At 65.4% G+C, this 22,551-nt stretch carries 33 protein-coding genes; 3 read left to right on the top strand and 30 right to left on the bottom strand.

What is annotated here, in order from left to right; genetic code table 11:
• Positions 1–132: 132 nt before the first annotated feature.
• Both GGQ89_RS01860 and GGQ89_RS01855 read right to left on the bottom strand, forming a co-directional pair.
• The gene (locus GGQ89_RS01860; protein ID WP_184103625.1) at positions 133–1,359 is read right to left on the bottom strand and encodes an ABC transporter permease; all 1,227 of its coding nucleotides are present in this window, start codon (positions 1,357–1,359) and stop codon (positions 133–135) included.
• Complete coding sequence (locus GGQ89_RS01855) at positions 1,356–2,267, bottom strand: ABC transporter ATP-binding protein (RefSeq protein WP_380772605.1); 912 nt, start codon at positions 2,265–2,267, stop codon at positions 1,356–1,358. Before GGQ89_RS01855 ends, GGQ89_RS01860 begins: the two co-directional genes overlap by 4 nt.
• A gap of 41 nt (positions 2,268–2,308) precedes the next feature.
• Between GGQ89_RS01855 and queG the strand changes: the two genes are divergently transcribed.
• Positions 2,309–3,358 carry a tRNA epoxyqueuosine(34) reductase QueG gene (gene queG / locus GGQ89_RS01850; RefSeq protein WP_184103622.1) on the top strand — a complete coding sequence of 350 codons (1,050 nt, stop codon included), beginning with the start codon at positions 2,309–2,311 and terminating at the stop codon, positions 3,356–3,358.
• Between the two features lie 242 nt (positions 3,359–3,600).
• Here the strand turns inward: queG and era are convergent, their stop codons facing one another.
• The gene (era, locus tag GGQ89_RS01845; protein WP_056430718.1) at positions 3,601–4,497 is read right to left on the bottom strand and encodes a GTPase Era; all 897 of its coding nucleotides are present in this window, start codon (positions 4,495–4,497) and stop codon (positions 3,601–3,603) included.
• Positions 4,498–4,635: 138 nt separating this feature from the next.
• Between era and GGQ89_RS01840 the strand changes: the two genes are divergently transcribed.
• The gene (locus GGQ89_RS01840) at positions 4,636–4,857 is read left to right on the top strand and encodes a hypothetical protein (protein WP_056430721.1); all 222 of its coding nucleotides are present in this window, start codon (positions 4,636–4,638) and stop codon (positions 4,855–4,857) included.
• Positions 4,858–4,975: 118 nt separating this feature from the next.
• Here the strand turns inward: GGQ89_RS01840 and rnc are convergent, their stop codons facing one another.
• Together rnc and lepB are read right to left on the bottom strand one after the other, a co-directional pair.
• Positions 4,976–5,641, bottom strand: coding sequence for a ribonuclease III (gene rnc / locus GGQ89_RS01835; protein WP_056430724.1), 666 nt, complete (start codon positions 5,639–5,641; stop codon positions 4,976–4,978).
• Entirely contained in the window at positions 5,638–6,456 is an 819-nt protein-coding gene (gene lepB / locus GGQ89_RS01830) for a signal peptidase I (protein ID WP_076717900.1), read from the bottom strand. Before lepB ends, rnc begins: the two co-directional genes overlap by 4 nt.
• Positions 6,457–6,583: 127 nt before the next feature.
• Here lepB and GGQ89_RS01825 point away from each other — a divergent pair, with 127 nt between their 5' ends.
• Positions 6,584–7,189: a DedA family protein gene (locus GGQ89_RS01825; RefSeq protein WP_184103619.1), complete on the top strand. Its 606-nt coding sequence runs from the start codon at positions 6,584–6,586 to the stop codon at positions 7,187–7,189.
• Here the strand turns inward: GGQ89_RS01825 and GGQ89_RS01820 are convergent.
• The 25 genes from GGQ89_RS01820 to tuf all read right to left on the bottom strand — a co-directional run bounded on the left by GGQ89_RS01820 (position 7,186) and on the right by tuf (position 22,546).
• On the bottom strand, positions 7,186–8,064 hold the full coding sequence (locus GGQ89_RS01820; RefSeq protein ID WP_184103616.1) for a tyrosine recombinase XerC: 879 nt from the start codon (positions 8,062–8,064) through the stop codon (positions 7,186–7,188). The genes GGQ89_RS01825 and GGQ89_RS01820 overlap by 4 nt on opposite strands.
• A 319-nt stretch (positions 8,065–8,383) precedes the next feature.
• Complete coding sequence (locus GGQ89_RS01815) at positions 8,384–9,031, bottom strand: adenylate kinase (protein ID WP_058746484.1); 648 nt, start codon at positions 9,029–9,031, stop codon at positions 8,384–8,386.
• A 44-nt stretch (positions 9,032–9,075) separates the two neighbouring features.
• A complete protein-coding gene (gene secY, locus GGQ89_RS01810) occupies positions 9,076–10,440 on the bottom strand; it encodes a preprotein translocase subunit SecY (protein WP_056430733.1) in 1,365 nt (454 codons plus the stop codon).
• 158 nt (positions 10,441–10,598) lie between these two features.
• On the bottom strand, positions 10,599–11,129 hold the full coding sequence (rplO, locus tag GGQ89_RS01805) for a 50S ribosomal protein L15 (RefSeq protein WP_058746469.1): 531 nt from the start codon (positions 11,127–11,129) through the stop codon (positions 10,599–10,601).
• A gap of 148 nt (positions 11,130–11,277) precedes the next feature.
• Positions 11,278–11,454, bottom strand: a complete 177-nt coding sequence (rpmD, locus tag GGQ89_RS01800; protein ID WP_042491154.1) for a 50S ribosomal protein L30 — start codon at positions 11,452–11,454, stop codon at positions 11,278–11,280.
• Positions 11,455–11,460: 6 nt separating this feature from the next.
• Positions 11,461–12,180 (bottom strand): 30S ribosomal protein S5, encoded by a 720-nt coding sequence (gene rpsE, locus GGQ89_RS01795; protein ID WP_076714917.1) that lies wholly within the window; start codon positions 12,178–12,180, stop codon positions 11,461–11,463.
• Between the two features lies 1 nt (position 12,181).
• Positions 12,182–12,538 (bottom strand): 50S ribosomal protein L18, encoded by a 357-nt coding sequence (gene rplR / locus GGQ89_RS01790; RefSeq protein ID WP_007406066.1) that lies wholly within the window; start codon positions 12,536–12,538, stop codon positions 12,182–12,184.
• Positions 12,538–13,071, bottom strand: coding sequence for a 50S ribosomal protein L6 (rplF, locus tag GGQ89_RS01785; RefSeq protein ID WP_042491159.1), 534 nt, complete (start codon positions 13,069–13,071; stop codon positions 12,538–12,540). The genes rplR and rplF overlap by 1 nt, the downstream gene beginning before the upstream one ends.
• Positions 13,071–13,466, bottom strand: coding sequence for a 30S ribosomal protein S8 (gene rpsH / locus GGQ89_RS01780; protein ID WP_042491163.1), 396 nt, complete (start codon positions 13,464–13,466; stop codon positions 13,071–13,073). Before rpsH ends, rplF begins: the two co-directional genes overlap by 1 nt.
• 12 nt (positions 13,467–13,478) lie before the next feature.
• The gene (gene rpsN / locus GGQ89_RS01775; protein WP_042491166.1) at positions 13,479–13,784 is read right to left on the bottom strand and encodes a 30S ribosomal protein S14; all 306 of its coding nucleotides are present in this window, start codon (positions 13,782–13,784) and stop codon (positions 13,479–13,481) included.
• Between the two features lie 57 nt (positions 13,785–13,841).
• The gene (gene rplE / locus GGQ89_RS01770) at positions 13,842–14,423 is read right to left on the bottom strand and encodes a 50S ribosomal protein L5 (RefSeq protein ID WP_042491169.1); all 582 of its coding nucleotides are present in this window, start codon (positions 14,421–14,423) and stop codon (positions 13,842–13,844) included.
• Positions 14,416–14,733 (bottom strand): 50S ribosomal protein L24, encoded by a 318-nt coding sequence (gene rplX, locus GGQ89_RS01765; RefSeq protein WP_007406132.1) that lies wholly within the window; start codon positions 14,731–14,733, stop codon positions 14,416–14,418. Before rplX ends, rplE begins: the two co-directional genes overlap by 8 nt.
• Positions 14,733–15,101, bottom strand: a complete 369-nt coding sequence (gene rplN / locus GGQ89_RS01760; protein ID WP_007406105.1) for a 50S ribosomal protein L14 — start codon at positions 15,099–15,101, stop codon at positions 14,733–14,735. Before rplN ends, rplX begins: the two co-directional genes overlap by 1 nt.
• Positions 15,102–15,335: 234 nt before the next feature.
• On the bottom strand, positions 15,336–15,608 hold the full coding sequence (gene rpsQ, locus GGQ89_RS01755) for a 30S ribosomal protein S17 (RefSeq protein ID WP_056430742.1): 273 nt from the start codon (positions 15,606–15,608) through the stop codon (positions 15,336–15,338).
• A gap of 12 nt (positions 15,609–15,620) precedes the next feature.
• Positions 15,621–15,821 carry a 50S ribosomal protein L29 gene (rpmC, locus tag GGQ89_RS01750; RefSeq protein WP_007406063.1) on the bottom strand — a complete coding sequence of 67 codons (201 nt, stop codon included), beginning with the start codon at positions 15,819–15,821 and terminating at the stop codon, positions 15,621–15,623.
• Entirely contained in the window at positions 15,821–16,255 is a 435-nt protein-coding gene (gene rplP / locus GGQ89_RS01745; protein WP_007406071.1) for a 50S ribosomal protein L16, read from the bottom strand. Before rplP ends, rpmC begins: the two co-directional genes overlap by 1 nt.
• 12 nt (positions 16,256–16,267) lie before the next feature.
• Complete coding sequence (rpsC, locus tag GGQ89_RS01740; RefSeq protein ID WP_056430744.1) at positions 16,268–16,978, bottom strand: 30S ribosomal protein S3; 711 nt, start codon at positions 16,976–16,978, stop codon at positions 16,268–16,270.
• Positions 16,978–17,355, bottom strand: coding sequence for a 50S ribosomal protein L22 (rplV, locus tag GGQ89_RS01735; protein WP_042491177.1), 378 nt, complete (start codon positions 17,353–17,355; stop codon positions 16,978–16,980). The genes rpsC and rplV overlap by 1 nt, the downstream gene beginning before the upstream one ends.
• The gene (gene rpsS / locus GGQ89_RS01730; protein WP_037569384.1) at positions 17,355–17,633 is read right to left on the bottom strand and encodes a 30S ribosomal protein S19; all 279 of its coding nucleotides are present in this window, start codon (positions 17,631–17,633) and stop codon (positions 17,355–17,357) included. The genes rplV and rpsS overlap by 1 nt, the downstream gene beginning before the upstream one ends.
• 6 nt (positions 17,634–17,639) lie before the next feature.
• Positions 17,640–18,491: a 50S ribosomal protein L2 gene (rplB, locus tag GGQ89_RS01725; protein WP_042491179.1), complete on the bottom strand. Its 852-nt coding sequence runs from the start codon at positions 18,489–18,491 to the stop codon at positions 17,640–17,642.
• A gap of 4 nt (positions 18,492–18,495) precedes the next feature.
• The gene (locus GGQ89_RS01720) at positions 18,496–18,807 is read right to left on the bottom strand and encodes a 50S ribosomal protein L23 (protein WP_042491181.1); all 312 of its coding nucleotides are present in this window, start codon (positions 18,805–18,807) and stop codon (positions 18,496–18,498) included.
• Positions 18,800–19,426: a 50S ribosomal protein L4 gene (gene rplD, locus GGQ89_RS01715; protein ID WP_056430747.1), complete on the bottom strand. Its 627-nt coding sequence runs from the start codon at positions 19,424–19,426 to the stop codon at positions 18,800–18,802. The genes GGQ89_RS01720 and rplD overlap by 8 nt, the downstream gene beginning before the upstream one ends.
• Positions 19,427–19,429: 3 nt before the next feature.
• Complete coding sequence (rplC, locus tag GGQ89_RS01710; protein ID WP_056430750.1) at positions 19,430–20,164, bottom strand: 50S ribosomal protein L3; 735 nt, start codon at positions 20,162–20,164, stop codon at positions 19,430–19,432.
• A gap of 284 nt (positions 20,165–20,448) precedes the next feature.
• Positions 20,449–20,757, bottom strand: coding sequence for a 30S ribosomal protein S10 (gene rpsJ, locus GGQ89_RS01705; protein WP_007406109.1), 309 nt, complete (start codon positions 20,755–20,757; stop codon positions 20,449–20,451).
• Between the two features lie 595 nt (positions 20,758–21,352).
• Entirely contained in the window at positions 21,353–22,546 is a 1,194-nt protein-coding gene (gene tuf / locus GGQ89_RS01700) for an elongation factor Tu (protein ID WP_056430753.1), read from the bottom strand.
• Positions 22,547–22,551 lie beyond the last annotated feature (5 nt).

The raw sequence follows: 22,551 nt of genomic DNA, 5'->3' as shown, positions 1-22,551 counted from the left end.
AGCCTTCAACATTCCTCCCCTGTAAGGGGAGGGGGACCATCCGAAGGATGGTGGAGGGGTGTCACCGCTGGTGTGGACACCCCTCCGTCAGAGCTTCGCTCTGCCACCTCCCCTTACAGGGGAGGAAAAATCTTACGCCCCCTTGCGCCGCCAGAAGGGCCGTGTGCTGCCCGATTGCAGGACGCCGCGCCGGAACAGCCGCGCGCCCAGCGTCACGAACAGCGCGACCCACAAGGCCTGCCACGCCAGTGCCACCGCATGCGGCCACAGCGCATCGCTCGCCGCCGCCACGCCCGCCATCGCAAAGGGCGAGGAGAGCGGAAACACCTCGGCCACCAGCGCCAGCCAGCTGCCCGGTTGCGACAGCCCGCTCAAGGTCAGGGTGAACATGCCGACCTGGATGATGGTGATCGGCAGCGAGAGCATCTGGATCTCGCGCATGGTCGAGGCCTGCGCTCCGATCGTGAGGAATACCGAGCCGAGCAGCAGATAGGCCATGGTGAAATAGGCGACGAACAGCATGACGAACATCGGCAGGCCCACGGCAGGCGACAATTCGCCGACCATCCCGGCAAAGGCGGGTGGCAACAGGCTCGCCACTTGGCCCAGCACCGTGCCCCAGAAGCCGATGAACAGCACCGCCACCCCGAACATGCCCAGCAGCTTGCCCAGGAACACCGCCTCCAGCGGCACGGCGGCAGCCAGCACCTCGATGACCTTGTTCGACCGCTCCTCGGCCATGGTGCCGACAACCTGTCCCGCCAGGAACAGGGTCAGGAAGAACACGCCGAAGACCGCCAGCGACGCCGTCTGATTCTGTCCGCCCAGCGTCGCGCGCTGGCGCGAGAAGGCCAGCTTGCGCGGGGTGACCTTGGGCAGTTCGCCGCCCAGCCGCTCGGCCGAGAGCGCGCCGGTCGCCAGCACCGTCAGGTAATCCGCCGCCCGCTGCCCGCGTGCACCGTACAGGATGGTGGGCCGATCGAGCGGGCCATAGAGCACGGCGGTCGCATCATAGTCGGGCGACTCGAACGCGGCGCGCGCCTGCGCGGCCGGATCGCGTGCGGGGGGCAGCGTCACCAGCTCGGGCGGCTCCTCGTCCCGGCGGAAGATCGTGCGCGACTGGCGGTCGGCGGCGGCAAAGGCGGTGGCCGTCGCATCGGACACGATCGCGACGATCCGCACCCGGTCGGAGCCATGGTCCGCCGCCTGCGCCGCGCCCAGGGCACCGATGGTGCTGAACGCCACCATGATCAGCGGCGCGAACAGGAACAGCAGGAAGATGGGGGTGAAGACGGTGGCGATGAAATCGCGGCGTGCGATCGTCATCGTCTGGCGGATCAACCGGCGGGTCTGGCTCATGCCGCCATCTCCTGTTCGCCGACGATGCGGACAAAGGCTTCGTGAAGGCTGGGCCGCTCGATCGACAGGTTCAATATGCCCGCCCCCGCCGTCAGCAGGCGGCCCAATATCGGCTCGATTCCCTGTTCGGGCATCGGGAAACGCCAGTCCGCGCCTTCGCGCACCGCATCGGCGGGCAACAGCTCGGGCAGCACCCGCTCCGGGTCGCGCGGCCGATAGCGCACTTGGGCGGTCAGCGTGCCCCGCGCATCGTGCACCGTCCCCTCGAACCGACGACGTCCCCCGGCGATGATCGCCAGCCGGTCGCACAGCCGCTCGGCATGGGCCATGACATGGGTGGAGAACAGGATGGTCGCCCCCCGGTCGCGCTCGCCGAGGATCAGCGCCTCCAGCCGCTCCTGGTTGACCGGATCCAGCCCCGAAAAGGGTTCGTCCAGCACCAGCAGCTTCGGACGGTGGACAACCGAACCGAGCAGTTGGACGAGCTGCGCCATGCCCTTGGACAATTTGCGGATCTTGCTGTCGGCGGCATGGCCGAGCCCGGCCTGTTCGAGCAGTTCGTCCGCCCGCACCCGCCCGGTCGCGCGGTCCAGCCCGCGCAAAGCGCCCATGAAGACGATCGCATCGCGCGCCTTCATCGCAGGATAGAGCCCACGCTCCTCGGGCAGATAGCCGACCAGATCGCTGGCATCGCGCGGATGGGCATGGCCGAGCAGGCTGCGCTGTCCCTCATCGGGTTCGATAATGCCCAGCAGCATGCGCAGCGTCGTCGTCTTGCCCGCGCCATTGGGGCCCAGCACACCGTACACCGCCCCCGTCGGTACGGCGATGTCGACGCCATCGACGACCCGCCGGTCGCCGAACCGTTTGGCAAGGCCCGAGGCGGTGACCGCCCACTGATTATCCACGCTGATTGTCCCTCCCTGATCGCCTGTGGTAGCGGGCGTTCGTGGCGCAAGACAAGCTGGAAACCCGGATCAAGGCAAAGGCGGCCGAACTGGGCTTTGCCGCGATCGGCATCACCCATGCCGATGCCGCACCCAAGACGGTCGAGCGGCTGCACCAATGGCTCGCCAAGGGACGCCACGGATCGATGATCTGGATGGCCGACCGCGCGCATCAGCGGCAGAGCCCCACCAGCCTGTGGCCCGAGGTGAGGAGCATCATCTCCCTCGGCGTCAGCTATGCCCCGGCCGAAGACCCGATGCGGCTGGCGGATCATGGGCGGATCGGGCGCATTTCGATCTATGCGCAGGGGGCGGACTATCATGATGTCGTGAAGCGCCAGTTGAAGGCGCTGGGCCGCTGGCTGGCGCAGGAGGCGGCGTGCGACCTGAAGGTCTTCGTCGACACCGCCCCGGTGATGGAAAAGCCGCTGGCCGAGGCGGCCGGGCTGGGCTGGCAAGGCAAGCACACCAATCTGGTCAGCCGCGATCATGGCAGCTGGCTGTTCCTGGGGGCAATTTACACCACGCTGGCACTGGAGCCCGATGCGGTGGCGCGCGACACGTGCGGGCGCTGCGACGCATGCCAGCGGGCTTGCCCTACCGACGCGTTTCCGGCGCCGTATCAGCTCGATGCGCGGCGGTGCATTTCCTATCTGACGATCGAACATGCCGGGCCGATCCCGGAGGAATTCCGGGTGGCGATGGGCAACCGCATCTATGGCTGCGACGACTGTCTGGCGGTGTGTCCGTGGAACAAGTTCGCGGCGGCGGCGCAGGCGAACATGGCGTTCCATCCCCGCGCGGAGCTGACCGCGCCGGAGCTGGGAGATTTGCTGTCGCTGGACGATGCCGGGTTCCGGCAGGTGTTTTCAGGCTCACCGATCAAGCGGATCGGGCGCAACCGGATGGTGCGCAATGCGGCCATTGCGGCGGGGAATAGCGGGGCGGCGGAGCTGGTGCCGGTGTTACGGGGGTTGCTGGGGGACGGCGATCCGGTGGTCGTCGAGGCGGCGGAGTGGGCTTTGGGGCGGCTTGGCGGGTCTATCGCCTAGCCCGTGCCCTCCCCCATCCCAGTTTCAGGTAAACGATGCCCCGCATCGTTTAGGTCATGCCGGGGGCATGACCGACCTGAAACTCGCCTGCGGGAGGGGTACGTTGCTTGGCGAACGTTAAGCGTAAGCCACGAACTTAGGATTTGTTGAAGCCCATGTAGGTGACGCTTGGCACGCCCCTCCCGCAGGCGGGAGGGGATGGGGGAGGGCACCGATGTCTCACCGAGCCCCCACCCGAAAAATCAATCCACCCAATCCAACCCGATATCCTTGTAGACCGAACGATCCTCGTCCCAGCCCGGCTTGACCTTCACATGCAGGTACAGGTGCACCTTCTGCCCCAGCAGCTCGGACAACTGCGCGCGCGACCGTGCGCCGATCTCCTTGATCCGCACGCCGTTCTTGCCCAGCACGATGGCACGCTGGGTCGGGCGTTCGACCAGGATCTGCTGGTGAATCTCGACCGATCCGTCCTCGCGCTCCTTATACGCCTCGGTCTCGACGGCGCTGGCATAGGGCAATTCGGCGTGAAGCTGGAGATAGAGTTGCTCGCGCGTCACCTCGGCCGCCAAGGCCCGCTCGGTGGCGTCGGACACCTGGTCTTCGGGGTAATGCCATGGCCCCTCGGGCATCAGCGAGGCCAGTCGGGTCTTGAGCTGGGGCAAGCCATCCCCCGTCTGCGCCGAGATGAACCAGGTCTCGTCGAACTTCACGACCTCGTTCAGCTTTTCCGCATGGGTCAGCAGGCGCGCCTTGTCGGCGATGTCGACCTTGTTGAGGATCAGATGCTTCGGCTCGGGCCGGTGGGCGATCGACTCGGCAATGGCGTGGATCTTGGGGCCGATGCCGCCCTTGCCGTCGACGACCAGCGCCAGGATGTCGGCGCCCTCCGCGCCTTCCCAGGCGGCGGCGACCATCGCGCGGTCCAGGCGGCGCTTGGGCTCGAAGATGCCGGGGGTGTCGACCAGCAGGATCTGCGCCTCCCCCTCGATCGCGACGCCGAGCAGCTTGGCCCGAGTCGTCTGCGCCTTGGGGCTGACGATCGCGACCTTCTGGCCGACCAGGGCATTGACGAGGGTGGATTTGCCGGCATTGGGCGCGCCGACGACGGCCACGAGGCCGCAACGTTGTTCAGTCATGACCGCCAGCGGTACAGGTCCCGCCCCCTTCCCGCAACGTCCAGCCCACATGGACGGAATGTAATGGTCGGATCACGGAACGGCCACGGCTTCGCGCGCATTTTTCCGGCCACGATTTCGCGTGCAAGGAGAGACGTAATGAAGACCCTTCTCACCGCCCTGTCGGCCGCTGCGCTGTTGACCGTCGCGGGCCCCGCCTCGGCCAAGGGTTGCCTGAAGGGCGCGGCCGTGGGCGGCGTCGGCGGGCATTTCGTCGGCAAGGGCCATGCGGTGCTGGGTGCCGCCGCGGGCTGCGCGATCGGCCATCACCGCGCCAAGGTACAGGCCAAGAAGGAAGCGGCGGCCGCCAAGGGGCGTTGAGTCCGATGACTGGGCGAGGTCGGGGCGTGGCCTTCGACTTCGCTCAGGCTGAACGGGGTTTGGGGATTATGGACAACAGCCGTTCAGGCTGAGCGAAGTCGAAGCCCAAGGGAATCCCTCAAGCCTTCAACTTCGCCAGCATTGCCTTCGCGGCCGCCGTCTCGGCTTCCTGCTTGTTGGCCCCGGTCGCCGTCACTTCCGCCGTGCGGCCGATCCGCACCGCCACCGTGAAGCGCGGTGCATGATGCGGGCCCGAACGGTCCACCACCACATATTCCGGTGCCTTGCGATTATGCGCGGCCGCCCATTCCTGAAGCGCCGACTTCGGATGCTGCGGGGCTTTGCCCTGCGAATGAACCCGGTCGCCCCACGCCTTGCGGATGAAGGCGCGCGCCGCTTCCAGCCCTGCCTCGCGATACCAGGCGCCGATCAGTGCCTCCATCACGTCGCCCAGCACATTGTCGCTATCAGAGGCGCCGTCGTCGCGCGCCTGCTTGCCCAGCCGCAGATGCTCGCGCACGCCCAGGTCACGCGCGACATCGGCGCAAACCGCGCCCGTCACCAGAGAATTGAGGCGGCGAGACAACTGACCCTCGGGCTCGGCAGGGAACTGCTCCCAAAGCCATTCGGCCATGATCAGGCCCAGCACCCGGTCGCCGAGAAACTCCAGCCGCTCGTAATTTTCGGCGGCCTGGCTGCCATGGGTCAGCGCACGGTGGAAGGGTGTCGCATCGCTCGGCGCGCGCCCCAGGATTCCGGCGAGCCAGTCATCGACGGCGCTCAAAACCCTTCTCCGATCCGGTTCCAGCGCGCGGCCGACACCCAGGTCCAGGGCTTGATCCACTCGGCCGAGCCGTCGGTCGAGAAGAAGGTGACGGCGGCGCGGCCCTCCAGCCGGTTCATCGGGATCATGCCCATGCCGCGCGGCGGCGCGAAGCGGCTGTCCGCCGAGTCGTCGCGATTGTCGCCCATCAGGAAGACGTGATCGGCGGGCACGGTATAGACGCCGGTATCATCGGCCTCGGGGAAATTGCCCTGGTCGAGCACGTCATAGCTCTTGCCGTTCGGCAGCGTCTCACGGAACCGGGGATAGCGGCACACCGGCTGGCCGGAGACGGTGTCGAGGAACGGCCCGCACTTGTTCGCATCGAAATTGGGGGTCAGCGGCAGGATGAAGTCGGCGATCCGCTGCTTCGGGATGGCACGGCCGTTCAGGAACACCTGCCCCTCACGTACCTGGATCGTATCGCCGGGCAGGCCGATCACCCGCTTGATGACGTCATGGTCGTCCGGCTCGGGCGAGCGGAACACCACCACATCGCCGCGTGCCGGGTCGCGCCCCAGGATACGGCCGGGCAGCAGCGGCAGGCCGAAGGGGAAGGACCAGCGCGAATAGCCGTAATTCCACTTGGTCACGAACAGATAGTCGCCGATCAGCAGACGCGGCAGCATCGATTCCGACGGGATCACGAAGGACGTGACGATCAGGCTGCGCAGGATGAAGACGAACAGCGCCAGCTTCAGGAAGAAGCGCAACGTGTCCTTCGTCTCCGACTTCTCCGGCGACGTTTCAGGTGATTTTTGCGGGGTGTCGGCCATCGCGTCGGGTTCGCGCAAGCCGCCCCCGTCGTCAAGTGTCGCCAGCGGGCGGCCCGGCCTCTTTCCCTCCCCTCCGGGCAGCTTTAGGGGGAACCGCCCTCCCCTTCATCGGTACATCCCTTCACCCATGACCGATTTCATCCTCAACCTCATCGCCTGGGGCGGCTATTTCGGTATTTTCCTGCTGATGGCGCTGGAAAATATCGTGCCGCCCATCCCGTCCGAGGTCATTATGGGCCTGGGTGGCATGGCGGTCGCGCGCGGCGACATGGCGATGATCCCGCTGATCCTGTGGGGTACGGCCGGGACCACGATCGGCAATTACGCCTGGTACGCGGTCGGCCGCTATATCGGCTATGAGCGGTTCCGCCCCTTTGTCGACAAATATGGCCGCTGGCTGACGATGGAGTGGCGCGACGTCGAGCGGTTGCACCTGTTCTTCGTGCGGCATGGCGGATGGGTGGTGTTCGTGTTCCGCTTCATGCCCGCCTTCCGCACGATGATTTCGCTGCCCGCCGGGATCACGCGGATGCCGCTGGCCAAGTTCCTGATCTGGACCTTTGCGGGCAGCACGATCTGGAACGCGATCCTCGCCTATGCGGGCCTGTGGCTGGGTGCCAATTTCGAGGCGATCAACCGCTATGTCGGCCCCGCGGCCATTGCAATGACCGTGCTGATGGTCGGCGGTTATCTCTGGCGCGTCTTCACCTGGAAGCCACCCGTGGAACGCTAGGCTCGCGGATGGGCGGTGCGGTAGATGTCGAGCAGGTGCGCGGCGTCGACCGCGGTATAGATTTGCGTCGAGCTGAGACTGGCATGGCCGAGCAATTCCTGAAGCTGCCGCAAATCCGCACCGCGCCCCAAAAGATGCGTGGCAAAGCTGTGGCGCAGCGCATGGGGCGTCGTCCGCCCGCCCAGGCCCAATCGCTCACGCGCACCCTGCACCGATCGGCGGATGATCGAGGGCGATAGCGGCCCGCCCTTGGCCCCCCGGAACAGCGGCTCACCCGGAATCAACGGGTAGGGCGACTGGCGGGCATAGTCCTCGATCGCGCTGCGCAATTCGGGGAGCAGCGGCACGATCCGGGTCTTGCCGCGCTTGCCCAGCACGCGGATCGTCTCGCCCAGGGGGAGGATATCGGCGGTCAGCGCCATCGCCTCGCTGATGCGCAGCCCTGCGCCGTACAGCAGCAGCAGGACCGCCCAGTCGCGTGCCGCGATCCATGGCTCTGCTGCATTCTCCGCCATGTCCTCGCCCAGGGCCATGATGTCGGCGGGGGACTGGGGGCGCGGCAGGCTTCGCTTGCGGCGGGGGCCTTTCAGCGGGGGCGGCTCGACGCCGGTCCAGTGGAGGAAGGTTCGCACCGCCGACAATTCGCGCGCGGTGGAGGCGGCGGTCAGCCCCTCACCCCGGCGCGCGGCCAGAAAGGCGCGCAGGTCGGCGGCGGTCACCCGAGACAGCGCAGGCCCATCGACGGCCTCGCCCCAATGGGCCGACAGGAAACCGCAGAGCCGTTCCGCCGTGGCGACATAGGCCCGCACCGTATGCTCGGAACGGCGCAGGTCGACCGTGAGGTGGCGGTAATAGTCGGCGATCAGCGCGGTCATGGGCCGGGTCTAGGGCATTATCACGGCCGATTGAACCACTTCCCCCATCCGTTCAGCCTGAGCGAAGTCGAAGGCCACGCTGCGACATTCGTCAAAAGCCTGGGGCCCACGCTGTCCTTGGAACGCTCCCCTCCCGCAGGCGGGAGGGGATGGGGGAGGGCATCGGGGTCTCACCGAGCACTCCGCGTGGGGCCCTCGCCCCTCCCCAACCCCTCCCCCTGCCGGGAGAGGGGCTTTGCGTACGGCTCCACGTCCACACGAAACGAAAAAGAGGCGCTCCCTTTCGGAAACGCCCCCCCTTCAAACACTTTGGTTCGGATCAGCGATCGAGGATCGCGTCGATCTCCGCCCCGACCGCATCCATCGCCGCCATGCCGTCGACCCGCGTCACGATGCCGCGCGCCTCATAGAGCGGCAGGATCGGCGCGGTCTTGGCGCGATATTCCGCCATGCGCGTGCGCACCGTCTCGGCATTGTCGTCGGGGCGGCGCTTGAACTCGGTCGAACCGCAGACGTCGCAGACGCCCTCAACCTGAGTCGGCTTGAAGCTGTCGTGATAGCCCGCCCCGCACGAGGCGCAGGTGAAACGGCCGGTAATACGCTCGACCAGCGCATCCTCGTCGACCGCCAGTTCGATGACATGATCCAGCGACTTGCCGCGCTCGGCCAGCAGCACGTCCAATGCCTCGGCCTGCGCCTCGGTCCGGGGATAGCCGTCGAAGATCGCGCCGCCTTCCGCCTCGGCCGCGTCGAGCCGCTCGCCGATCAGCGCCGAGACGATCGCGTCCGACACCAGCTCGCCCGCGTCCATCACCGCCTTGGCCTGGAGGCCGACGGGGGTGCCCGCCTTGACCGCCGCGCGCAGCATGTCGCCGGTCGACAGCTGCACCATGCCGCGATTGGCCACCAGCCGCTGCGCCTGGGTTCCCTTGCCCGCGCCCGGCGGTCCCAGCAGGATGATGTTCACGCCCACGTCTCTCTCCCCTCTTTACCCTGAAATCCGCCCGCGCCTCAGCGCAGGCGACCGCCCTTCAGCTTCGCCTTCTTGATCAGATCGCCATATTGATGCGCCAGCAAGTGGCTCTGGATCTGGGTCACCGTGTCCATCGTCACGTTGACGACGATCAGCAGGCTGGTGCCTCCCAGATAGAAGGGAATCTGGAGCGCGGAGACCAGATATTCCGGCAGCAGACAGATGATCGTCAGATAGGCCGCGCCCAGCACCGTGATGCGGGTCAGCACATAGTCGAGATAGGTCTCGGTGTTCTTGCCCGGACGGATGCCGGGGATGAACCCGCCATAGCGCTTCAGATTGTCCGCCGTCTCCTCCGGGTTGAAGACAACCGCGGTGTAGAAGAACGAGAAGAAGATGATGCCCGCGCCGTAGAGCAGCATGTACACGGGGCTGCCGTGCTGCAGATACTGGTTCAGGCTGATGATGAAGTCGCCCCAGCGGCTCTCGCCCGCGACGCGCTGGCCCGCAAACTGCGAGATGGTCAGCGGCATCAGCAGCAGCGACGAGGCGAAGATCGGAGGGATCACCCCCGCCGTGTTGATCTTCAGCGGCAGGTGGCTGCGATCGGCCTGCATGCCCCGCTGCGTCGCGCGCTTCGGATACTGGATCAGGATGCGGCGCTGCGCACGCTCCATGAAGCAGATGAACAGGATCAGGACGACGACCGCGACGATGATGCCGATCAGGCGGACCGGATCGATGCTGCCGGTACGGCCGCCTTCGAGCAGGTTGACCAGCGTGGTCGGCAGATGCGCGACGATACCCGCCATGATGATCAGCGACACGCCGTTGCCGATGCCGCGGCTGGTGATCTGCTCACCCAGCCACATCAGGAACATCGTACCGCCGATCAGCGAGATGACCGCCGCGATGCGGAAGGTCATGCCCGGCTCGATCACCGCCTGGATGCCCTGGCTGGCGCCCAGCGTCTCGAGACCTACGGCGATGAAATAGCCCTGGATCGCGGTCAGCAGCACGGTGCCGTAGCGGGTATATTGGTTCAGCTTCTTACGGCCGCTCTCGCCTTCCTTCTTGATGGCGGCGAGCTGCGGGCTCAGCGAGGTCGCGAGCTGCACGACGATCGACGCCGTGATGTACGGCATCACGCCGAGCGCGATCAGCGACATGCGGCTGAGCGAACCGCCCGAGAAGGTGTTGAAGAAGTCGAGCACGCCGCCCGTGGTCTTCTGGCTCAGCAGGCCCAGCGCGGTCGGGTCGACGCCCGGCAGCGGAACATAGCTGAGCAGGCGGAAGACGATCAGCGCGCCGATGGTGAACCACAGCCGCTTCTTGAGGTCGGTGGCCTTGGCGAATTTCGCCAGGCTGATGCTTTGCGCCATCTGGTCGGCTGCGGATGCCATAGCTGTTGCGTTATCCTGGAAACGAAAAACGGCGGGATGCGTTTTGAACCGCCCCGCCGCTCATATAGGCGCGAAGACGCGCTTGTCTAACCCGGATGCAAAATCCGCCGCTGTCACCCCGGCGCAAAGCCGTTCGACAGCGGCGGATCCTATCCGGTTCAGGCCTTGGCGGCGAGCTTCGCGGCGCGGGCCTGGCCCTTCTTCGCGGCGGCCTTCTCGGCGGCGGGCACGACGTGCGGCACGTCGACCGAACCACCGGCCTTCTCGACCGCTTCACGCGCCGAAGCCGACACGCCCTGCACGACGAACGACAGCTTGGTCGTCAGCTCGCCCTTGCCGAGCAGACGCACGCCGTCCTTGCCGCCACGCGCCAGGCCGGCGGCCTTCAGCGCGGCATGGTCGATCGTGCCGTCGGTCTTCAGCTTGCCCGAGTCGATCGCCTTCTGGATCGCGCCCAGGTTCACCTCGGCATAGTCCTTGGCGAAGATGTTGTTGAAGCCACGCTTCGGCAGACGCATGTGGAGCGGCATCTGACCGCCCTCGAAGCCCGCGATGGACACGCCCTCACGGCTCTTCTGACCCTTGACGCCGCGACCACCGGTCTTGCCCTTGCCCGAACCGATACCGCGACCGACGCGGATCTTGGACTTGCGGGCACCCTGGTTGTCGAAAAGTTCGTTCAGCTTCATGATTTGCACTCGCTTTCGCTTGTTTCGCGCATGGCCGTGATGGTTGAGAATCGCGGCCGCTAGATAAAAGGAAGGGGGCCGCATAGCCCCCTTCCCCGTGTTTGTCACTGTTCAATGTGACGGATGTGAGTCTGTCTTACGACAAGCCTCAGTCCACCACCTGAACCATGTGCTGCACCTTGCGGATCATGCCGCGGACTTCAGGGCTGTCCTGAAGCTCGGAGACCTTGTGCATCTTGTTCAGGCCCAGGCCGACGAGAGTCGCGCGCTGGTCCTTGGTGCGGCGGATCGGCGAACCGGTCTGCTTGATCTTGATGGTAGCCATGGTCGCTTACTCCACGACGGCCGCGGCTTCCGCCTCGGCAGTCTGCTGGGTGGCACCGTGACCGCGACCCAGCAGGTCGGCGATCTTCTTGCCACGACGCTGCGCCACCGCCTTCGGCGAAGTCTGGTCGCCCAGCGCTTCGAAGGTGGCACGGATCATGTTGTACGGGTTCGACGTACCGACCGACTTCGTCACCACGTCGGCAACGCCGAGCGATTCGAAGATGGCGCGCATCGGACCACCGGCGATGATGCCGGTACCCTGCGGGGCCGAACGCACCGTCACGCGGCCCGCACCGAAATGGCCGTTGCCATCATGATGCAGCGTGCGACCGTCCTTCAGCGGAACGCGGACCATCGCCTTCTTGGCGGCAGCCGTCGCCTTCGAGATGGCTTCCGGCACTTCGCGCGCCTTGCCATGACCGAAGCCCGCACGTCCCTTGCCGTCGCCGACCACGACGAGCGCGGCGAAGCCGAAACGCTTACCGCCCTTCACGGTCTTCGAGACGCGGTTGATGTGGACGAGCTTTTCGATCAGCTCTTCGCCCTGCTCCTCGGTGCCACCGCGACGGTCGTCGCGACGACCACGGTTGCCGTCACGGCCGCCGCGGCCGCGATCACCACCGCCCGGACCACGGCCACGGCCGCCCCGGGGACCACGACCCTGGGTCGCGTCCTGCGCGGCACCTTCGGCACCGGCAACGGCCACGTTGTTCTCGTCAGCCATATTAGAACTCCAATCCCGCTTCGCGTGCCGCCTCGGCCAGCGCCTTGACGCGACCGTGGAACAGGAAGCCGCCACGGTCGAAAACGACCTGGGTGACGCCGGCGGCCTTGGCCTTCTCGGCCACGCGCTTGCCGACTTCGCTCGCCGCTGCGACGTTCGCGCCCGACTGGCCGCGTGCGTCCTTCTCCAGCGTCGAGGCCGAAGCCACGGTACGACCTGCCTCGTCGTCGATCACCTGGGCATAGATGTGCTTGCCCGAGCGATGCACCGACAGGCGCGGACGGGTGCCCGCACGCGCACGCAGCGCGGTACGGTTGCGCCGACGGCGCTTCTCGAAAAGAGAGAGACCCTTGGTCATTACTTCTTCTTCCCTTCCTTGCGGAAGATGAACTCGCCGTCGTACTTGATGCCCTTGCCCTTATACGGCTCGGGCTTGCGCCAGCGGCGGATCTCGGCGGCCAGCTGGCCGACCTTCTGCTTGTCCGCACCGCTGATTTCGACGGTGGTGGCATCCGGCGTCTTCACCTCGAGGCCTTCCGGCACGTCGATGTTGACGTCGTGGCTGTAGCCGAGCTGCAGCTTCAGGGTCTTGCCCTGCGCGGCGGCGCGGTAGCCGACGCCGGTGATGACCAGCTTCTTCGAGAAGCCTGCGGTCACGCCGGTGACGAGGTTCTGCACCATGGTGCGCTGCATGCCCCAGAACGCGCGGGCGCGCTTCGTGGCGTTGGCAGGCTGCACCGCGATGGCGTCCGCCTGGACGTCATAGGTGATCTCGTCGGCGAGCGGCATGGAGAGGGTGCCCTTGGGACCCTTCACGCTCAGCACCTTGTCGGCGATGGTCGCGGTGACGCCGGCCGGAACCGGGACCGCCTTCTTACCGATGCGGCTCATCAGAACACCTCCGCCAGGACTTCACCACCGACGTTCTGCTCACGCGCTTCGGCGTCCGACAGAACGCCACGCGGCGTCGACACGATGGTGATGCCCAGGCCGTTGCGAACGCGGGGAAGGTCCTGCGCGCCCGAATAGATACGGCGGCCGGGCTTCGACACGCGCGCGACATGCTTGATCGCGGGCTGGCCTTCGAAATACTTCAGCTCGATGCGGATGCCGGCCGCGGGGCCCATCTGCTCTTCGCTGTAGCCACGGATATAGCCCTCGCGCTGAAGCACGTCGAGCACGCGGACGCGCAGCTTCGACGCAGGCGTCAGGACGGAGTCCTTGCGCGCGCGCTGGCCGTTGCGGATGCGGGTGAGCAAGTCACCCAGGGGATCGGTCACTGCCATCTCAAATGGTCCTTACCAGCTCGACTTGGTGACGCCGGGGATCTGGCCCTTGTTGGCCAGTTCACGCAGCATGACGCGAGCGAGACGGAACTTGCGGTAATACGCACGCGGACGACCGGTGATCTCGCAACGGTTGCGGATACGGGTCGGATTGCCGTTGCGGGGGATCTCGGCCATCTTGAGGCGCGCGATCAGACGCTCGGTCTCATCGAGGCTCTGGTCGTTCGCGATCGCCTTCAGCTTCGCGTACTTGCCCGCATACTTCTTGACGAGAGCGCGACGCTTCTCGTTCTTATTGATTGAACTCAGTTTCGCCATGGACTTAAGCTCTTTCTGTAAGGACCCCCTCCCCGGCGTGGAGAGGGGGCAGTCCGGTTACGCCGCCTTCTTCTCGTCGGCAGCGTCTTCCTTGGGGAACGGGAAGCCGAACAGACGGAGCAGCTCGCGCGCTTCGTCGTCGGTCTTCGCCGAGGTGGTCACGATCACATCCATGCCGCGCACCTTGTCGATGCGGTCATAGTTGATTTCGGGGAAGATGATCTGTTCCTTGATGCCGCAGGCATAGTTGCCGCGACCGTCGAAGGACTTCGGGTTCAGGCCGCGGAAGTCGCGAACGCGCGGCAGCGCGATCGTGATGAAGCGGTCCAGGAACTCGTACATGCGCTCGCGACGCAGCGTGACCTTCACACCGATCGGCATGCCTTCACGCAGCTTGAACTGCGCGATCGACTTCTTCGCCTTGGTGATGACGGGCTTCTGACCCGCGATCAGCTCCATCTCGGAGGCGGCCTGGTCGACGCGCTTCTTGTCCTGCGTCGCTTCGCCCACGCCCATGTTGAGCACGATCTTTTCGATCCGGGGGATCTCGTTGACGTTCTTGTAACCGAACTTGTCGGTCATCGCCTTGACGATGCTATCATCATAGATAGCCTTCATGCGGGGCTTGTAATCAGCCATCGATCTTCTCCCCGGTCTTGACGGCCACGCGGACCTTCTTGCCATCCTGCGTCTCGAAACGGACGCGGGTCGGCTTGCCATCGGCGGTCACGTGCGCAACCTTCGAGATGTGCAGCGGAGCAGCGGTGCGCTCCAGGCCACCCTGCGGGTTCGCCTGGGTCGGCTTGCGGTGACGGGTGGCGATGTTGACGCCGTCCACGACGACCTTGCCGTCCTTCGGCATCGCCAGCGACACGGTGCCGGTCTTGCCCTTGTCCTTGCCGGACAGGACGATGACCTTGTCACCCTTCTTGATGCGTGCAGCGGCCATTACAAAACCTCCGGCGCCAGCGAGATGATCTTCATGTGCTTCTTACCGCGAAGCTCACGCACGACCGGGCCAAAGATACGGGTGCCGATCGGCTCCTCGTTCTTGTTGACCAGCACGGCGGCGTTACCGTCGAAACGGATCACCGAACCGTCGGCGCGACGGATATCCTTGGCGGTACGCACGATCACCGCGCGGTGAACGTCGCCCTTCTTCACGCGGCCACGCGGCTGCGCTTCCTTGACGCTGACGACGATGATGTCGCCGACCGATGCCGTACGGCGCTTCGAGCCGCCCAGCACCTTGATGCACTGCACCCGCTTCGCGCCGCTGTTGTCAGCGACGTCGAGATTGGACTGCATCTGGATCATGGATCCGCTTCCTTCTCTCTTCTGGGGGAGGATACCGACCCAACCCCGCCTTAAAAAACGACCCCCGGCGCGGGTGTCCGCGCCAGGGGGAGAGGCCCCATAGCCACTCCTGGCTCGAAAGGCAAGCGAGTCGCCCCGCCGCTTTCGACCAATCCGCTCTTTGCCCCGAAGGGCGCCCTCAAATCCGAACCCCGCCCCTCCGATCCGGAGAGACGGGGTCCGAAGTCAAAGGGTTCAGCCCTCGGCCGAGGCCCGTTCCGGCGTCATATGGGTATCGACCCGCTCGACGACCTTCCAGGTCTTCAGCTTCGAGATCGGGGCGGTCTCTTCGATCCGCACCGTCTCACCGGCCTTGTACTCGTTCGCCTCGTCATGGGCGTGGTACTTCTTCGACCGACGGATGATCTTGCCGTAGAGGGGGTGCTTAACCTTCCGCTCCACATTGACGACGACCGTCTTGTCGGTCTTGTCCGAGACAATCACCCCGGTCAGCACGCGCTTCGGCATGTGTCTCGGTCCTTACTTGGCAGCCGCAGCGGTGCGCTGCGCCTGGATGGTCTTGATCCGCGCGATGTCGCGACGGACTTCCTTGACCCGGCTGGGCTTTTCGAGCTGGCTCGTGGCCGCCTGGAAGCGCAGGTTGAACTGCTCACGCTTCAGGTTGCCCAGCGCCTCGACGAGCTGGTCGTCGCTCTGGCCGGTATATTCAGTCTTGGCCATTACTCGCCTCCGAGGTGCGAGGTGTCGCCCAGACGGGCAACGACCTTGGTCTTGATGGGCAGCTTCATCGCCGCGCGCTCGAATGCCTCGGCGGCCAGCGGGCCGTCGACACCGTCGAGTTCGAACAGGATGCGACCCGGCTTCACGCGGGCGGCCCAGAATTCCGGCGAACCCTTACCCGAGCCCATGCGGACTTCGGCAGGCTTCGACGAGACGGGGACGTCCGGGAAGATGCGGATCCAGAGACGACCCTGGCGCTTGATGTGACGGGTGATCGCGCGGCGAGCCGCCTCGATCTGGCGAGCCGTGATACGCTCCGGCTCCATGGCCTTCAGGCCATAGGAACCGAAGTTCAGGCTGGTGCCGCCCTTGGCATCGCCGTGGATGCGGCCCTTGAAGGCCTTGCGGAACTTGGTGCGCTTTGGTTGCAGCATGTTCTTTGATCCTTAGCGGCGATGATCGTCGCGCGCCGGGCGCACGCCGGAGGTCTGAGCCTCCATCATCAGCCGGTCCTGCGCCATGGGGTCATGGCCCAGGATCTCGCCCTTGAAGATCCACACCTTCACGCCGCACACGCCATAAGCGGTGTGCGCCTGCGCTTCGGCATAGTCGACGTTCGCACGCAGCGTGTGCAGCGGAACGCGGCCTTCACGATACCATTCGGTACGCGCGATTTCCGCGCCGCCCAGACGGCCGCCGCAGGTGATACGGATGCCTTCGGCGCCCAGACGGAGCGCGGACTGCACCGCACGCTTCATGGCGCGGCGGAACGCGATACGGCGCTCCAGCTGGTCGGCCACGCCCTGGGCGACGAGCTTGGCGTCGATCTCGGGCTTGCGGATCTCGACGATGTTCAGCGACACGTCGGACGAGGTCATCGAACCCAGCTTCTTGCGAAGCTTTTCGATGTCGGCGCCCTTCTTGCCGATGATCACGCCCGGACGCGCCGCGAAGATCGAGATGCGGCACAGCTTGGCCGGACGCTCGATGACGACCTTCGAGATCGCGGCCTGGGGCAGCGTCTTCATGATGAACTGGCGGATCTTCAGATCCTCCAGCAGCAGGCGGCCATAGTCATGGCCTTCGGCGAACCAGCGGCTGTCCCAGGTACGGTTGATCTGGAGACGCAGGCCGATCGGATTGCTCTTCTGACCCATTATGCTTCTTCCTGCTCGCGGACGACGATGCGGAGCCGCGAAAACGGCTTCAGGATGCGGGTGGACTTGCCACGGCCGCGCGTCGCGAAACGCTTCATGGTGATCGACTTGCCGACCGACGCCTCGGCGACGACGAGCGAGTCGACGTCGAGGTTGTGGTTGTTCTCGGCATTGGCGATCGCGGAGGCCAGGATCTTGCGCGCGTCGACGGCCATCGCCTTCGTCGAGAAGGCGAGGATGTTCATCGCGTCGCCGACCTTCTTGCCGCGGATCAGCGCCGCAACCAGGTTCAGCTTCTGCGCCGAACCACGGATCTGCGTGCCGACCGACAGCGCTTCCTTGTCACCGACCTTGCGGGGGGATGCGGGCTTCGACATCAGCGCTTACCCTTCTTGTCGGCAGCGTGGCCGGGGAAGTAGCGCGTGGGCGCGAATTCACCGAGCTTCATGCCGACCATGTCCTCGTTCACCGAGACGGGAACGAACTTGCGACCGTTGTAGACGTTGAAGGTCAGACCGACGAACGACGGCAGGATGGTCGAGCGACGCGACCAGGTCTTGATCGGACCTGCGCGGTTGCCAGCATCCTGAGCCACTTCGGCCTTCTTCAGGAGATGGAGGTCCACGAAAGGACCCTTCCAAACGGAACGAGCCATTACGTGTTAGCCCTTCTTCTTGGCGTGACGGCTACGGATGATCATCTTGTCCGTCGCCTTGTTGTGACGAGTGCGCGCACCCTTCGTCGGCTTGCCCCACGGGGTGACCGGATGACGGCCGCCCGAGGTCCGGCCTTCACCACCGCCGTGCGGGTGGTCGACCGGGTTCTTCGCAACACCGCGGGTCAGCGGGCGATGGCCCTTCCAACGGTTGCGACCAGCCTTCGCCAGGTTGGTGTTGCCGTTGTCGGGGTTCGACACCGCGCCGACGGTCGCCATGCAGTTCGCATGGATGTAGCGCTGCTCGCCCGAGTTCAGACGGACGATGACCATGCCCTTGTCGCGGCCCACGACCTGCACATAGGTGCCGGCCGAACGTGCGATCTGACCGCCCTTGCCGGGCTTCATCTCGACGTTGTGGACGATCGTGCCGACCGGCATCTGGCCCAGTTCCATGGCGTTGCCAGGCTTCACGTCGGTCTTCTTGCCCGCGATCACCTTGTCGCCGACAGCGAGACGCTGGGGCGCGATGATGTAGGACTGGTCGACCTTGCCGGCTTCGTCGGTGCCATAGTTGATGAGCGCGATGAAGGCGGTGCGGTTGGGATCATATTCGATCCGCTCCACGGTGCCCTCGACGTCCCACTGGCGACGCTTGAAGTCGATGAAGCGATAGCGCTGCTTGTGGCCGCCCGCGATGCCGCGGCTGGTCACATGGCCCTTGTTGTTGCGGCCGCCGGTCTTGCGCTTGCCTTCGGTGAGCGCCTTGACGGGCGCGCCCTTCCAGAGCGCCGAGCGGTCGACGAGGATCAGGCCGCGGCGGGCCGGGCTCGTCGGGTTATAATGCTTGAGTGCCATCGGCTCAGATCCCCGTCGTCACGTCAATGGACTGACCGTCCTTGAGGGTGACGATCGCCTTCTTCATGTCCGAGCGCTGGTACGGAGCGCCCTTCCACTTCTTGGTCTTGCCCTTCTGGACGATGGTGTTCACGCCGGTGACGTTGACGTCGAACAGCGCTTCCACCGCCGCCTTGATCTCGGGCTTGGTAGCACCGGGGGCGACCTTGAACACCACGGCGTTGTGCTCGCTCAGGAGCGTCGCCTTCTCGGTGATGTGCGGCGCAACGATCACGTCGTAATGACGCGGATCGACCGCCTTCTGCTGCTTAGCCATGGAAACGGGCCTCCAGCTTTTCGACAGCCGAGCGCGTCAGCACCAGGGTGTCATGCTTCAGAATGTCGTAGACATTGGCGCCAGCGGCCGGAAGGACGTTGATTTCCTTCAGGTTGCCTGCGGCCAGTGCGAACGACGTCTCGACGGCGTCGCCATCGATGACCAGCGCGGTCTTGCCGAAGCCGAGCTTCGCCAGATCGCCCTGCAGCGTCTTCGTCTTGTTACCAGCGACCGCCAGATCGTTCATCACGATCAGCGAACCCGCCTTGGCATGGCTCGACAGCGCCATCTTCAGACCCAGAGCGCGAACCTTCTTGTTCAGACCCGGGTTGAAGTCGCGGACGCGGGCGCCGTGCGCCTTACCACCGCCGATGAAGACGGGGGCCCGACGATCGCCGTGACGAGCGACACCGCCGCCCTTCTGGCGACCGAGCTTCTTGCCCGAACGCGCGACATCGGCGCGCTCACGGGTGCCGCGCGCGGTGGCGCGACGCTTTTCCAGCTGCCAGGTCACAACGCGGTGCAGGATGTCGGCGCGCGGATCGAGGCCGAAGACCTCGTCGTTGAGCTCGATGTCCGCGGCGTCGGTGCCGGCGAAGGATTGAACCTTGACCTTCACGACTTAGCCCTCCTGGCTCTCGGTGGCTTCCGGAGCAGGCTCGGCAGAAGCATTGTTGTTGGCGGCCGCCTTGATGCTGGCGGGGAACGGGGCGTCCGCGTGGCGCGAAACCTTGACCGCGTCCTTGACGATCAGCCAGCCACCCTTCGAGCCGGGCACCGAGCCCTTGACGAAGATCAGGCCGCGCTCGACGTCGGTCGACACGATTTCCAGGTTCTGCTGCGTGCGATTCTTGTCGCCCATGTGGCCGGCCATCTTCTTGTTCTTGAAGACGCGGCCCGGATCCTGACGGTTACCGGTCGAACCATGCGAACGGTGCGAGACCGAGACGCCGTGGGTCGCACGCAGACCACCGAAGTTCCAGCGCTTCATCGCACCGGCAAAGCCCTTACCCTGGGTACGACCCTGGATATCGACATACTGGCCGGGGACGAAATGGTCGGCGGAGATTTCCGCGCCGACGTCCAGCAGGCCGTCTTCGTTCACGCGGAACTCGACCAGCACCTGCTTGGGCTCGACTTCGGCCTTGCCGAAGTGGCCACGCTGCGGCTTGGCAACATTCTTGGTCTTGGCGACACCTGCACCAAGCTGGACGGCGGTGTAGCCGTCACGATCCATCTCGCGGCGAGCGACGACCTGTACGCCTTCAAGCGCCAGGACGGTGACCGGCACGTGCCGACCATCGTCCTGGAACAGGCGGGTCATCCCCAGCTTCTTCGCGATCACGCCGGTACGCATGATCCTGCTCCTTCCTCGACAGAGGCCCCCAAGAACCATTCAAGGGGGGCATATCCAGCCCGATTAAAGCGAAACGAGCCCCCGTCCCGGGCTGGCGACCGGCAAGCCGGTCAGACGGGGGACGCTGCCCCGGCACCATCTCGCTTGCGCGAAACCACCGGGCGGTATCCCTAAAGAGTGCCGGATCGCGGGAGCGACCTCGGCGCGTTTCCTAGTAGCTTCAGAACCGGGAAACGCCAAAATCCCGTGGGACGGAATCGTCGACCACGGGAACGCTGGCCCTCTTACGCCAGCTTGATCTCGACATCAACACCTGCGGCGAGGTCGAGCTTCATCAGCGCATCAACGGTCTGCGGGGTCGGCTGCACGATGTCCAGCATCCGCTTGTAGGTGCGGACCTCGAACTGCTCGCGCGACTTCTTGTCGATGTGCGGACCACGGTTGACCGTGAACTTCTCGATGCGCGTCGGAAGCGGGATCGGACCGCGGATGAGGGCGCCGGTGCGGCGCGCGGTGTCGGCGATGTCGCCAGTGGCCTGATCGAGCACGCGATGGTCGAACGCCTTCAGACGAATGCGGATATTGCTGTCCATGATCCCTACCGATGCGAAAGAGCGGGCTTTCGGCTCGCGGTCACGATGAACGACAAGTGCGATCGGCTATCCGACCAAGCACTCGACCGTCCGCCGTGAAGGCGACCCTGGGCCGAAACAAACTCTGGGTTACGACAGGAGCGGCGAACCACCCTGCCCTTACTAAAAGCAAAAGGCCGACTCCGGTGTTTCCGGTGCCAGCCGATTCCCTCAAGGCGTGTGCCTATACGCATATGGGCCGGGGGCCGCAAGGGGCGGATGCGGGTTTTTGTTGGAGAGGATGGAACCGGGCGGCGATTGCCGCAAACCCCACCCTCCGTTCAGCCTGAGCGAAGTCGAAGGCCACGTTCTGACCGGCCCGCCTGGCGTGCACTTCGACTTCGCCCAGTGCGAACGGAAGGGGCAATCGGAACACCCTCACCCTTCCCACCCGCTCACGCGGGCAGGCCCCTTCCCTCTCCCAGCGGGAGAGGGAGGGAGGCGCGTCAGCGTCGGGAGGGTGAGGGCCGTCAAGCCCAGCCCCACAAACGAAAAAGGCCGACCCCGTCGCCGGGGCCGGCCCTTTCCTAAGAAGTTTCAGGCTTTCGCCCGAGACTTACTTGTCGATCGAGCTGACGACGCCCGCGCCGACGGTACGGCCGCCTTCACGGATCGTGAAGCGCTGACCGATGTCCATGGCGATCGGAGCGATCAGCTTCACGCCCAGAGCGACGTTGTCGCCCGGCATGACCATCTCGGTGCCCTCAGGCAGCTCGACGGTGCCGGTGACGTCGGTCGTGCGGAAGTAGAACTGCGGACGATAGTTCGCGAAGAACGGGGTGTGACGGCCGCCTTCTTCCTTCGACAGGACGTACACTTCCGACTGGAAGTCGGTGTGCGGGGTGATCGAACCCGGCTTGGCCAGAACCTGACCACGCTCGACTTCGTCACGCGCCACGCCACGGATCAGCGCGCCGATGTTGTCGCCGGCCTGGCCCGAGTCGAGCAGCTTGCGGAACATTTCAACGCCGGTGACGGTCGTCTTGCGGGTGTTGTTGATGCCGACGATCTCGACTTCTTCACCAACCTTGACGATGCCGGTCTCAACGCGGCCGGTGACGACGGTGCCGCGACCCGAGATCGAGAACACGTCTTCGATCGGCATCATGAACGGCTTGTCGAGCGGACGCTCCGGCTGCGGGATGTATTCGTCGACCTGCTTCATCAGCTCGAGAACGGCATCCTTGCCGAACTTGTCGTTCGAACCCGACAGCGCGCAGGTCGCCGAACCCTTGACGACGGGGATGTCGTCGCCCGGGAATTCGTACGAGCTGAGCAGCTCGCGGATTTCCAGCTCGACCAGCTCGAGGATTTCCTCGTCGTCGACCAGGTCGACCTTGTTCATGAACACGACCATCGCGGGCACGCCGACCTGGCGGGCGAGCAGGATGTGCTCGCGGGTCTGCGGCATCGGGCCGTCGGTCGACGAAACGACGAGGATCGCGCCGTCCATCTGCGCCGCGCCGGTGATCATGTTCTTCACATAGTCGGCGTGGCCCGGGCAGTCGACGTGCGCATAGTGGCGCGCTTCGGTCTCATACTCGACGTGCGCGGTCGAGATGGTGATGCCGCGCTCACGCTCTTCCGGCGCCTTGTCGATGTTCGCGAAGTCCACCGCCGCGTTGCCGGCGACGTTGTCAGCCAGAACCTTGGTGATCGCTGCGGTCAGCGAGGTCTTGCCATGGTCGACGTGGCCGATGGTGCCGATGTTGAGGTGCGGCTTGTTCCGCTCGAATTTTGCCTTTGCCATTTTCC

This window comes from Sphingomonas yabuuchiae (genome assembly GCF_014199595.1).
Taxonomy (GTDB): domain Bacteria; phylum Pseudomonadota; class Alphaproteobacteria; order Sphingomonadales; family Sphingomonadaceae; genus Sphingomonas; species Sphingomonas yabuuchiae.
Note: the sequence above shows the minus strand (reverse complement) of the source record. Positions and strands in the feature narration are given on the sequence as shown.